13 protein-coding genes are annotated in these 12,088 nt (G+C 54.1%); 4 read left to right on the top strand and 9 right to left on the bottom strand.

What is annotated here, in order from left to right; all coding sequences use genetic code 11:
• Positions 1-263 precede the first annotated feature (263 nt).
• The 4 genes from WMO26_RS09375 to WMO26_RS09360 all read left to right on the top strand — a co-directional run bounded on the left by WMO26_RS09375 (position 264) and on the right by WMO26_RS09360 (position 3,939).
• On the top strand, positions 264-557 hold the full coding sequence (locus WMO26_RS09375) for a plasmid mobilization protein (protein WP_349219905.1): 294 nt from the start codon (positions 264-266) through the stop codon (positions 555-557).
• Positions 557-1,822 (top strand): relaxase/mobilization nuclease domain-containing protein, encoded by a 1,266-nt coding sequence (locus WMO26_RS09370; RefSeq protein WP_349219904.1) that lies wholly within the window; start codon positions 557-559, stop codon positions 1,820-1,822. Before WMO26_RS09375 ends, WMO26_RS09370 begins: the two co-directional genes overlap by 1 nt.
• Positions 1,823-1,911: 89 nt before the next feature.
• A complete protein-coding gene (locus tag WMO26_RS09365; RefSeq protein ID WP_349219902.1) occupies positions 1,912-2,181 on the top strand; it encodes a hypothetical protein in 270 nt (89 codons plus the stop codon).
• 93 nt (positions 2,182-2,274) lie between these two features.
• On the top strand, positions 2,275-3,939 hold the full coding sequence (locus tag WMO26_RS09360) for a recombinase family protein (protein WP_349219901.1): 1,665 nt from the start codon (positions 2,275-2,277) through the stop codon (positions 3,937-3,939).
• Positions 3,940-4,062: 123 nt separating this feature from the next.
• On the opposite strand, the gene leuD is transcribed toward WMO26_RS09360, so the two are convergent.
• The 9 genes from leuD to yfmF all read right to left on the bottom strand — a co-directional run bounded on the left by leuD (position 4,063) and on the right by yfmF (position 12,063).
• On the bottom strand, positions 4,063-4,557 hold the full coding sequence (leuD, locus tag WMO26_RS09355; RefSeq protein ID WP_349219899.1) for a 3-isopropylmalate dehydratase small subunit: 495 nt from the start codon (positions 4,555-4,557) through the stop codon (positions 4,063-4,065).
• Between the two features lie 15 nt (positions 4,558-4,572).
• Entirely contained in the window at positions 4,573-5,832 is a 1,260-nt protein-coding gene (gene leuC, locus WMO26_RS09350; RefSeq protein ID WP_349219897.1) for a 3-isopropylmalate dehydratase large subunit, read from the bottom strand.
• A 105-nt stretch (positions 5,833-5,937) separates the two neighbouring features.
• The gene (gene rpmA / locus WMO26_RS09345) at positions 5,938-6,222 is read right to left on the bottom strand and encodes a 50S ribosomal protein L27 (protein WP_349219896.1); all 285 of its coding nucleotides are present in this window, start codon (positions 6,220-6,222) and stop codon (positions 5,938-5,940) included.
• A 5-nt stretch (positions 6,223-6,227) separates the two neighbouring features.
• The gene (locus WMO26_RS09340; RefSeq protein ID WP_349219894.1) at positions 6,228-6,542 is read right to left on the bottom strand and encodes a ribosomal-processing cysteine protease Prp; all 315 of its coding nucleotides are present in this window, start codon (positions 6,540-6,542) and stop codon (positions 6,228-6,230) included.
• Between the two features lie 6 nt (positions 6,543-6,548).
• On the bottom strand, positions 6,549-6,860 hold the full coding sequence (gene rplU / locus WMO26_RS09335; protein WP_349219892.1) for a 50S ribosomal protein L21: 312 nt from the start codon (positions 6,858-6,860) through the stop codon (positions 6,549-6,551).
• Positions 6,861-6,994: 134 nt separating this feature from the next.
• Positions 6,995-7,852, bottom strand: coding sequence for a bifunctional methylenetetrahydrofolate dehydrogenase/methenyltetrahydrofolate cyclohydrolase FolD (gene folD / locus WMO26_RS09330; protein ID WP_349219890.1), 858 nt, complete (start codon positions 7,850-7,852; stop codon positions 6,995-6,997).
• A gap of 95 nt (positions 7,853-7,947) precedes the next feature.
• Positions 7,948-9,459 (bottom strand): prolipoprotein diacylglyceryl transferase, encoded by a 1,512-nt coding sequence (gene lgt / locus WMO26_RS09325; protein WP_349219888.1) that lies wholly within the window; start codon positions 9,457-9,459, stop codon positions 7,948-7,950.
• Positions 9,460-9,526: 67 nt separating this feature from the next.
• The gene (yfmH, locus tag WMO26_RS09320; RefSeq protein ID WP_349219886.1) at positions 9,527-10,795 is read right to left on the bottom strand and encodes an EF-P 5-aminopentanol modification-associated protein YfmH; all 1,269 of its coding nucleotides are present in this window, start codon (positions 10,793-10,795) and stop codon (positions 9,527-9,529) included.
• Positions 10,792-12,063 (bottom strand): EF-P 5-aminopentanol modification-associated protein YfmF, encoded by a 1,272-nt coding sequence (gene yfmF / locus WMO26_RS09315; RefSeq protein WP_349219885.1) that lies wholly within the window; start codon positions 12,061-12,063, stop codon positions 10,792-10,794. Before yfmF ends, yfmH begins: the two co-directional genes overlap by 4 nt.
• Between the last annotated feature and the right edge of the window lie 25 nt (positions 12,064-12,088).

The following is a 12,088-nucleotide window of genomic DNA, read 5'->3' as shown; positions in this document are numbered from 1 at the left end:
GGCTGGATGGGATATGATTTTGCCAAGACCTTTTGTGTGAGCAGAGAGAGCGAAACGACGCTGCGGTGAGATTCCGGGGCAGGAATAGAAAAACGACATTCAGGCAGACCGGCAGAGAGAAAGATGATGTCCACAGTAGTAGCGAGCATCGGATTGTGACCCCACAATCCCAATCCACAGCCTGAAGGCGTGTGGACTGACTCAGGGGAAATCCCCTGAATACCCCTGCAAAAAGACAAAACCCAAGAATGGAGATGATAGTTTTGAACAAAGAAAGTGATAAAAAAGAGCGTATCAAGGTACGCTTATCCGAAGAAGAAAACGAAAAACTGAAACGCTGTGCGGCAGCCTGCGGATTGTCACAATCAGAGTTTATCCGTCAGCTTTGCAAAGGAAAAACGCCCAAGCCACAACCTCAAAAAGAATTTTGGGAACTGCTTGAAGCACTCTACACAGTCCATAACAGCTTTCAGAAATGCGGCAAATACGAGCCGTCTGCCCTTTCAATCTGCAAAGAAATCGAAGGCCTGATCCTCGAGTTACAGGAGGTAGCATAATGGCAACAACTTCTCTATGGCATATCGAAGGCAGGCTGAAAGACCTGATTGCCTATGTAGAAAATCCTGAAAAGACAAGAGCGGATAATCCGAACTTGCAGCCGTTGTGGGATGTGTTTTCCTATGTCAGCCGCCCTGAAGCCACCGAGCAGGGCGAGTATGTTTCGGCTATTAACTGTCTCAAAGAGATTGCCTTGCAGCAGATGATTTTAACGAAAAAGCAGTACGGCAAGGAAAACGGATATATCGCATGGCACGGTTATCAAAGCTTCAAGCCCGGCGAAGTCACACCCGAACAGGCACATGAAATCGGCTTGCAGCTGGCAAAGGAGATGTGGGGCGAACAGTATCAGATCATCGTCACCACCCACCTTGATAAAGGCCATCTGCACAATCATTTCTGCTTCAATTCGGTTTCCTTTTTAGACGGAAAGAAATACAACTATTCCAAATCAGAGCAGAGAAAACTCCGTGAAGTATCCGACCGAATCTGCCGGGAGCACGGATTGTCGGTTATCGAAAATCCGCATAAAGCGCCGCCAAGGCAGGTATGGCTTGACGAGAAAAGCGGCAAGCCGACAAGGTACAATGTCTACCGGGAAGATGTAAAAGAAGCCATCAATTTCAGCCGCCGCCCCTGCTATATGGAGGAATATCTGCAAAGGAAAGGATATATTACCGACTTTACAGGAAAGCATTGGAAGATACGGCTGCCGCAGTATGCGCATTTTACAAGGCTGGACACGCTGGATGAAAGATGGACGCCTGAACATATCCAAAGGACAATGGGTGCATACGCTTCCTTCGGAAATCGTAGGGCGACAATCACCTATCCGCCCCAAATGCCGCAGAGCCTGCGGGACTGGTTCAAGCCGTTTCAAAAGACAAGCCACATCTACAGACTGTATCTGCACTACTGCTATCTGTTAGGCGTTCTACCAAAGAAAACCACCTACCGCCCCACAAGCCCCTATCTCAAAGAGGATTTGAAAAAGCTGGAGGAACTGTCTGAGCAGGTGCGGTATATGAGCAAATACGGCATTGAAACCTTTGATGATCTGTATGCGGACAGGGATAAATTACAGGGCGAAATGGACAAGCTGATCGCCTACCGCACCAAGCTGCAAAACAAAATCCGCCGAGCCTCACCAGCCGAAAAAGAAACGCTGCGGGAAGAAAAATCCAAGGTTACGGAGCAGATTACCGTCCTGCGAAAGCAATTAAAGCTGAACAAAGGCATTGAAGAACGGTCAATGAAAATATAGGAGAAGACCGACCTGCTCTATGCCAACGAATACAGGGCGAAAGAAGCCGAACAGCAAAGAAAATCACAGCGAAAGGAGCGTGACGCACGATGACGGACAAAGAAAGAGATTTGGAAGAAATCCTTGCAAGGTTAGAAAAACAGCGGCCTGAGATTGACAGGATTTTAAACCGTCCTGCTGTTATGGATACAAAAAGACCGGCCAAAAAACTCTGCCGCATTCCGCCGGATATGGACTTCACTGTAAAAGACGGTAACACGGAATATGAGGTTGCCGGCCTGTTCAATCTTGGCAGCGACGAATTTTTGCTCAACACCATTATCCGAAAACTCGGATACAAATTCAGACAGGAACGATAGAGGTTATCGCTTTAAAGCGTTGAATTGAGGCTTCGGATATAGTATACTGCAATTACGCAATATACTGCATCCGATTGTCGGAAAGGAGTTACTTTGAATAACAGACAATCAGAACAGAACAAAATCACCGCCCTCTACTGCCGGTTAAGTCAAGATGACGGGCGTGAGGGCGAGAGCAACAGCATCGTCAACCAAAAAGCGCTGTTAAAGGAATATGCGAGAAAGCACGGCTTCAAACATCTGCAATTTTTCGTCGATGACGGATATTCGGGGACAAGCTTTGACCGTCCGTCCTTCCGGGAAATGGAACAGCTGATTGAAAGCGGTAAGGTAGGAACGGTTATCGTCAAAGATATGTCCCGGCTTGGCAGGAACTATTTGCAGGTTGGGATGTATACGGACATTGTTTTTCCCGAAAATGATGTGCGGTTTATCGCTGTCAACGACAATGTAGATTCCGCCGTACAAACGGAATTTGACATGACGCCGATCCGCAACTTCTGCAATGAACTCTATGCCAGAGATACCGCCAAGAAAATCAAGTCCACCCTCCGAATGAAGGGCGAAAGTGGAAAGCACCTGACTACCAATCCGCCATTTGGATTTATCAAAGACACCGAAGATAGGGACAAGTGGCTGATTGACGAAGAAACGGCGCAAACCGTGCGGTATATCTTCAAGCTGTGCTATGACGGGCTTGGGCCTACACAGATCGCTAAGAAGCTGAAATCGGAAAAAGTGCTCACTCCAACGGCGTACAAGGCACAGAAGGATGGAAAACTGCTTCCTGCCGAACCGTACAAATGGGCGCAGAAAACCGTTGCGGGGATTTTAGAGAAGCTGGAATATATCGGGCATACCGAAAACTTCAAAACGACCTCTAAGAATTACCGCAGCAAAAAGCGTGTGTGGAACGACAAGGAAAACCGCCGGATATTTGAGGATACTCACCCTGCCATTGTTGACAGGCATATCTTTGAGACGGTACAGGAAATCCGCAAACACAAACGCCGCCCGACCGCAACGGGAAAAATCAGCATTTTTTCGGGCAAGGTATTCTGTGCGGACTGTGGAGCAAAACTGCACTACTGCACGGCAAATGCGTTCAAGGAAAATCAGGACTTTTTCGTCTGTGCCAACTACCGTAGCAATACGGGAACCTGCACGGGGCATTATATCCGGGCAGTTACCCTGAACCGGCTTGTGTTCCGGCACATTCAGGGGGTACTGTCCTATATCCAGCAGTTTGAAGCGTCCTTTGTCAAAAAGGAAATGGAAAAAGCCAATGTAGAACGAAAATTATCCGTTGAAAAGGCAAAAGTAGACATTGTAACGCTCAAGCGCAGAGATGAGGATTTGGATACGCTGTTCAAGCGAATCTATGAAGATATGGTATCGGGCAGGCTATCGGCGGAGCGGTTTGATAAACTCTCTTCCGAGTATGAAGCAGAGCAGAAGAATGTCAAAGCGGCAATCCTTGATTTGCAGGAACTGATTGACAGCAGCGAGCAGGAACAGCACGACCTTCAGCAGTTTCTGAAGAATGTTCGCAAGTATACCGATCCTGAGGAGCTTACAGCGGAAATCCTGAATGATTTGGTTGACAAAATCGTGGTACACGCTCCAGACAAGAGCAGCGGCCACAGAAAGCAAAAGATTGAAATTTACTACAAGGCTGCGGGAATTATCAACATTGCCGATGAGGACTGCGTTGCCCTCGACGGCAGGCAGGAACGATGGCACAAGCAAACAGCCTGACAACGCAAAGCGGCGGCACAGCCTTCCGGATGCACCGCCACCTTACATATTTCCTTCGTTATCGCACCTCGGCTTACGTCTGGCTCCTCTTTTTAATCCTTTGTTATGCTGCTTTGCCGATCCTTATTTATGCAGCCGGTCGGAGATGGAATTGAGCAGGCCGCCCTTTTCGATGATGTTCTGAATAAAGGGCGGAAAGGGCTCCGCTTGGAAGGTATTTCCAGTGGTCAGGTCGGTAATGACGCCGGTGGAGAAGTCCACACTCAGCTCATCGCCGGCGCGAATCTGCTGCACCGCTTCGTCACATTCCAGGATGGCAAGGCCGATATTGATGGCGTTGCGGTAGAAAATGCGGGCGAAGCTGGAGGCGATGACACAGGAAACGCCGGACGCCTTGATGGCGATGGGGGCGTGTTCCCGGGAGGAGCCGCAGCCGAAGTTCTTCTGGGCCACAATGATGTCGCCGGGCTTCACTTTGGAGACAAAGTTTTTGTCGATGTCCTCCATGCAGTGGGCCGCCAGCTCTTTGTGGGACGAGGTGTTGAGATACCGGGCGGGGATAATTACGTCGGTATCCACATTGTCGCCGTATTTATGGACAAAGCCTTGAACCTTCATATTGACGCGCCTCCTTTATATTTTCGCCGGATCGGTGATGAAACCGGTCACCGCGCTGGCCGCCGCCACCGCCGGGCTGCTTAAGTACACTTCCGATTCCACATGGCCCATGCGGCCCACAAAATTGCGGTTGGTGGTGGAGATGGCGCGCTCGCCTTTGGCGAGGATGCCCATGTGTCCGCCCAGGCAGGGGCCGCAGGTGGGGGTGGAAACCACTGCGCCGGCCTTGATAAAGTCCTCAATCAGGCCCTCGTGTAGCGCGTCGAGATAAATCTGCTGGGTGCCGGGGAAGATGATGCAGCGCACGTCCCTGGCCACCTTGCGGCCCCGCAGAATGTCGGCGGCGGCGCGCAGGTCGGTGATGCGGCCGTTGGTGCACGAGCCGATGACCGCCTGGTCAATCTTGATTTTACCCACTTCGTCGATGGTGCGTGTGTTCTCAGGCAGGTGGGGGAAAGCGACGGTGGGACGCAGGGTGTTCAGATCAATGTCCACCACCCGGTCGTACTCGGCGTCGTCATCGGCCTCGTATTTGACCGGGCTGCGCTGGAACCGGTCCTTGCAATAGGCCATGGTCACCTCGTCCACAGGAAAGATGCCGTTTTTGGCACCCGCCTCGATGGCCATGTTGGCGATGCACAGGCGGTCGTCAATGTTGAGAGCCGCCACGCCCTCGCCGGTAAACTCCAGCGACTGGTAGAGCGCCCCGTCCACACCAATGAGGCCGATCAAATGCAAAATCACGTCCTTGCCCGACACATACTTTTGTAATGTGCCGGTGAGGTTTACCTTGATGGCGGTGGGGACCTTGAACCAGGCCCGGCCGGTGGCCATACCAGCGGCCATGTCGGTGGAACCGACGCCGGTGGAGAAAGCGCCCAGCGCTCCGTAGGTGCAGGTGTGGGAGTCCGCGCCGATGACCAGGTCGCCCGGGCCCACTAGGCCCTTTTCCGGCAGGAGAGCGTGCTCGATGCCCATTTCGCCCACGTCGAAGTAGTTGAGCACGTCATACTTGCGGGCGAAGGTGCGCACCTTTTTGGTCTGCTCCGCCGCCTTGATATCTTTATTCGGGGTAAAGTGATCCATGACCAGGGCTACCCGCTCGGTGTCGAAGACACCCGCGGCGCCGCAGCGCTCAAATTCATTGATGGCAACCGGCGTGGTAATGTCGTTGCCGAGCACCAGATCCAGCTTTGCTTCAATCAGCTGGCCAGCTTTCACTTCGTCGAGTCCGGCATGCGCCGCCAAGATTTTTTGCGACATGGTCATTCCCATAAAATCTGCCTCCCTTAAAAATGCAGGCATTCCTGCAAGAAAATCAATATACAAAAATCCCGAGCAGTTATGCCCGGGATTTTCAAAGCAAGAAACGAAAAAAGATTACTGCTCCACCGCGTAGACGCTGACCTTCTTGCGGTCGCGGCCGAGACGCTCGAACTTGACCTTGCCGTCGACCAGCGCGAACAGGGTGTCGTCCGAACCAATGCCGACGTTCGTACCCGGATGGATGTGGGTGCCCCGCTGACGAACCAGAATGTTGCCCGCGAGAACGAACTGGCCGTCCGCACGCTTGGCGCCGAGACGCTTGGACTCGGAATCACGGCCGTTCTTGGTAGAACCCATTCCCTTTTTATGTGCAAAAAGCTGAATGTTAACAGTAAGCATGTGTGTTACACCTCCGTAATATCAATCGTTAAATAGGCGGGATATTGCTTTTGAAGCTCCGTAAGATGGAGCCTCAGCCCCTCTAGGATCGCGGCCGCCGAATCGCAGGCCGACAGAAGGGAAAACCGAAAGCAAGCTTCGCAAACCTCCGCTTGCGCCGGAGAAGAAAGCACCTCGGTGATGGTGTTGGCCGCCATATAAGCGGCGGAGGAAACGGCGGCACAGACAATGTCCTCGCCTTGCTGCGCATATCCGGCGTGGCCGGACATGGTAAATCCGCAAAGCTTGCCGTCCCGATGGTTAAAACGCACCTTGGTCATAAAAGCTTAAGCGTTGATGGCTTCAATCTGCACCTTGGTGTAAGGCTGTCTGTGACCCATCTTGCGCTTTTCGCCCTTCTTGGGCTTATAGGTGAAGACAGTGATCTTCTTGGACTTGCCGTTCTTGATGACCTTCGCGGATACGGTCGCACCGTCCACATAAGGGCTGCCGGTTTTGATCCCGTCGTCCGAACCGATGGCGATAACCTTGGTGAAGCTGTACTCAGACGCGTCTTCCGCGCCGAGCTTTTCTACGAAGATCTCGTCGCCTACGGAAACCTTGTACTGCTTTCCGCCTGTTTCAATGATTGCGTACATGAAAGGATGGCACCTACTTTACAATAGACTCGCTAGTTCCCAGGCGGGACAGGATGTCCGCTTTGTGTAAGCCCGGAATATGCGGCTAGACGAGTATAGCACAAACCATGGAAAAAGTCAAACAAAAAAGTCGGTTAACAAAGGCCGTTTTGCAGCTTGGCGGCCATGAGAGTGTTCTTCATCAGCATGGCGATGGTCATGGGTCCTACCCCGCCGGGCACCGGCGTGATGCAGCCGGCAACCGGCTCCACCGAAGCAAAATCCACGTCGCCGCAAAGCTTGCCGTTTTCGTCCCGGTTCATCCCCACGTCGATCACTGCGGCGCCGGGCTTGACAAAGTCCGCCGTGACGAATTTCGCTTTGCCGATGGCGGCCACCAGAATGTCCGCTTCCCGGCAGACAGCCGGCAGGTCCTTCGTATGGGAGTGGCAGATGGTGACGGTGGCGTTTTTGTGCATCAGCAGCATGGCCTGGGGTTTGCCCACAATGTTGCTGCGGCCGATGACCACAGCACGCTTGCCGTCGATGTCCACATGGGCGGCGTCCAGCAATTCCATGACGCCCGCGGGGGTGCAGGGAAGAAAATGAAAATCGCCGATCATGATGCGCCCCACGTTTTCGGGCAGAAAGGCGTCCACGTCCTTTAACGGAGAAATGGCGTGGATCACCGCCTGTTCGTCCAGGTGTTTCGGAAGCGGCAGCTGCACCAGAATGCCGTGGATATCTTCACGCTTATTTAGGCCGTCGATGAGGCCAAGCAGATGCTCAAGGGTCGTGTCTGCGGGAAGGGCGTGCTCCTCCGAATAAAATCCAACTGCCGCGCAGGCTTTCTTTTTGTTGTTGACGTAGACGCGGGAAGCAGGGTCATCCCCTACGATGACCACCGCCAGACCCGGAGTGATCCCCTTTTGTTCCTTCAAAGCTGCTGTCTCCTGGGCGACCCGTTCTTTTACGCTGGCGGAAACCGCCTTGCCGTCGATGATCGTTGCCATTGCTCTCATCATCCTTTCCGCCGGTTTTCCCCGGCTCCCTTTTATGTACAGAGAATGGGAAGGAGCGTTCTCTCACCCCTTCCCAAAGCGTAACCTTACGGTTTTTCTTCGTTCTGCGAGCCGGTATTTCCGCCTTCTGCGTTTGTATCTGCGTCACCGGAAACTTCCTGGATGCGGTCGTCGTTTTGCTCGTCCTGGGCTTCCTGTTCACGAAGAAGTTGTTCGCATTCGGCGGCCGTTTCCTCGCACTCCGCCCGTTCCGCTTCCAGCGCTTTTTTCTTTTCTAAGTCTTCCTCGGTATCGCTTAGAGCGGCAATCTCCTCTTCGAGCGCCTTGGCACGAACGCGCAGAGAATGGGCCTTCGCCTTTAACGCGGTGCGGTCGGCCTGCTTTTCTTCCTGCGCTTCCAGTTCTTCGGCTTTTTGCATGTAGTCCTTCGCCTGTCCCTCCAACTCTATCGCCCGACGCTCCGCCTCTTCGGCGCTTTTGCGGTAATCGTCCTCGTCATTGTCCTCGCCTGTTTGAGCGGCTTCCGCGTTTTCCGGTTCAGAGGCTTCTTCTGCGGTTTGCGGGGTGCTGCCGTCTGACTCTTCCTCCTCGGGAAAATCCCCGTCCTCCTGGGCAAGGAGACGGTAGCGCTCGGCCTGCTCACGCAGTTCTTTTGCTTGTGCATTAAGCTCGGTCGCCCGCAGCCGCAGGGACTCCGCAGACAATTCATCCAGGTTGCCGAAAACCGGCACATAGTCCGGTTCCAGCGGCTCTTTCTGCTTAATGCGGTGAAGAATCACAAAGTGCGCGATCAGCGCGCCCACGAAGGCCACCGCCGCCACCACCTGGGATACTCGGATGTAGGTGCCGGGAATGTAGAGGCTGTCGGTGCGCAGCCCTTCAATAAAGAAGCGGCCGAACCCATACCAGGCGGAGTACAAAAGGAAGATCTCGCCTTTGTACTTGCGGTGCTTGCTTAAGAAATGCAGCAGCAAAAAACCTAAGAGGCACCACAGGGATTCGTAGAGAAAGGTGGGATGCACCGGCTGTGTATAATCCACGAAAATGCCTTCGTCCGCCAGAGTGGAGGAATTGGCGTAAAGCCAGGCGGAAATGCGGTTGCCGGTCATGCCCCAGGGCAGATCGGTGTTGACCCCGAAGGCCTCCTGGTTGATAAAGTTTCCCCAGCGGCCAATGCCCTGGCCGATGAGAAAGCCTAAGGATGCCAGGTCGAAGGCACTGGGGATGTCCACCTTGCGCCACATGGCCATCAAAGCTCCCGCGCCCAGGCCGAAGATCAGGCCTCCGTAGATGCCCAGGCCCCCTGACTTTAGGTCGAAAATAGACCAGACGTCGGTAAATTCCTTCATGTTGAAGAGCACGTAATAGAGCCGGGCGCCCACGATGCCGGCGACCACGCCAACCAAAATCACGTCGATGAGCCGGTCGGGATTCACGTCGAACCGCTTGCAGCTTTTCATGACGTAGAGAACGGCCAGCAGCATGCCCAGCGCGATGATGATGCCGTACCAGTATACATGGAAATCGCCGATGGAGAACGCGATGGGGTTGAGATCAATCTGAAACCCCAGCTTGGGGAATTCAATGGTATTCGTCATTCGCGTAGGTCCTCCTGTATGTTATGTAGGCCGGGCGTAAAACCCGGCAAAAGTCCTTGCTTGCGGTTTATGCGGGAAGGATGGTGGAAAGAGCGCTGCGCTCCGGGCGCAGGCTTTCCATCAAACGGTTTTGTACCTGCTCGCAGGTCACGCGGCTCAAAACCTCCGCCGTGTCAAAGATCCCCCGTCCGGTAAAATGAGCGGAGGACAGGTTGTTGGCGATGCCCTCTACGCTGTCAAAGGCCATGACCGACAAACCGTACCGTTCCCGGCGGACCCGCTCGAAGGCATCCTTGTCAATGCCGTCCTTCTTGAGCCGCTCGATTTCCGCTTTGACAGCCTCTGCCACCGCTTTGGGGTCCTTCGACTCCCCGGCGAACATGGCTGCGACATACCCCCGGCCCTCAAAGAGCTCGGTGCCGAAGCTTTCGTTAATGAGCTGTTCGTCCAGAAGCCTGCGATAGAGGGGAGAGGTTTTGCCGGCAATCAGTTCCAAGAGAAGCTCCCATTCCACCAAGGTCTGGGTATCCATTCCCTCCGCCTTGGGCGTTTCCTTATAGCCGAACATGAAAAGAGGCACCGAAACCGACAGCTTTTGCTCCACATGATCGGTCACAATTCCTTCCGGCTCCTCCTCAAAGGAACGCTCGATGACCGCGTCCGCAGAGGGCTTGAGTACCCTGTCGGCAATGGAGAGGACCTCTTTCGGGTCTACCTTGCCCGCTACGGCCAGCACCATGTTGTTGAGGTTATAAAAAGTGTGGTAGCACTTGTAGAGAAGGTCCGCGTCGATCTTGGCGATGGACTCTACGGTACCCGCAATGTCGATGCGCACCGGATGGGTGTGGTACAGAGCGGTCAGAAGGTTAAACATGACCCGCCAGTTGGGCTCGTCGTCATACATACGGATTTCCTGGCCGATGATGCCCTGCTCTTTGTCCACCGTTTCCTTGGTAAAGTAAGGGGACTGGACGAAATCCAGCAGGATTTCCAGGGACGCGCCGAAATTCTCCGTGCAGGAGAAAAGGTAACAGGTTCGGTCAAAGGAGGTGAAAGCGTTTGCATTGGCGCCGGTGCGCGCATAGCGGGCAAAGGCGTCCTCGTCCTGGCTTTCAAAGAGCTTATGCTCGAGAAAATGGGCAATTCCCTCGGGTACCACCGTCCATTCCTGTTCGCCTTTGAGGCGGAAACGGGTGTCGATGGAACCGTAGCGAGTGCCGAAAATAGCGTAGGCCGACTGGTACCCTTCCTTGGGGTATACCAGGATTTTCAGCCCCGACGGATGGTCGTACTCGTAATAGCTTTCGTCCAGCAGGGCGCTTTTTACCACGTTCACTGTCCATCCTCCTCTCCAGTCAGCAGGTAAATGGTATCCAGAGTCAGCCGCTTTGCCGCGGCGACCACCTCTTCCCGCGTAACCTTGCCGGCTGCGTCGGCGCTTTCCTCGGGGGTTACAAGAGTATCGTCAAAATACTGGTTTTCGTACCAGGTGGCGATGCCGGTTACCCGGTCGGACACGGTGCGAAACGAGTTCTGAATACTCATGACAGTGGCGGACAGCTCTTCGTCGGTAAAGTCCCCCGCCTGGACTGCCTCGATTTGACGGAGGATTTCCGCCTTGGCCTTCTCAAAGTTCTCCCGCTCGATGCCGGACTCCACCAGCATAATTCCCTTGTGCCGGTCAAACCGGGCCGAGCAGTAGTAGCACAGATGAAGCTTTTCCCGCACGTTTAGGAAAAACTTCGAATGAGCCGTTCCGCCCAGGAGAGCCACCATCATCCGGGTGGCCATCACCGCCGGGTCCGGCTCAGCCGTACCCGTGCGAAAACCCATCACCAGCTTTGCCTGATTGACGGGCAGCCGGTCGGTAACTTCCTTGACCGTTTCCGCCTTCTCTATTACCTGGGTCCGGCAGGAGACCGGCTGGGTGCGTCCATATGCCTGGAAGGCCTCCTCCAGCGTCCCGTCCGACTCCATTCCCAAAAAGGAAAGGCACACCCGGGCGGTTTTCAGGAGGTGTTTCCAGGCGGCGGTCACGTCGGTGGGCGTCAGGGCGGCCACCGTTTGAACCGTGCCGTACTTATTGACCCCGTACCCTTCCGATTCGCACATAATCTGCTCGCACCGGTTTCTCGCATAGGTTCGCTTGTCGTTTTGCTCGGCTTCGATGAGCTCCGTCAAGCAGCGCTTTTCCTGCTCAATGGAGGACGCGGGAAAGCAGCCGTCCTCCAAAACCGGGTCAAACAGCAGCGAACGCAGAAGGGACATGCATTCCCGGCTCAACGGTTCGTGGTCGGGGGTATACTCGTCTCCAATAGCGAACAAGGAAATGGTCAGCACCTGGCTTTCCCCGAGGCGCTCCACCGACCCGAACAGCTTTGCGCCATAGAGGGAAGCGAGGCGCTCGTTCAAAAGGGTAACGTTGGGATAGTCCCGGCAGGAATGGCTTAAAAGATAGGGCAGAATCGCCATGGCAGCCGCAGATTTCGCATGCAGCGGAACATAAAAGGATACGGCCGCCCGCTTGGTTTTAAAGCGGGAATCCGGCAGGGACAAGAGCTTCACGCCGTCGTCTACCGACGGCACGGTTTTCCATACAGGCACACGCACACCACCTTATTAAAATGAT

This window comes from Solibaculum intestinale, assembly GCF_040096205.1.
GTDB lineage: Bacteria > Bacillota > Clostridia > Oscillospirales > Acutalibacteraceae > Solibaculum_A > Solibaculum_A intestinale.
The sequence above is the reverse complement of the archived record's forward strand: the minus strand, read 5'-3'. Positions and strand labels throughout refer to the sequence as shown.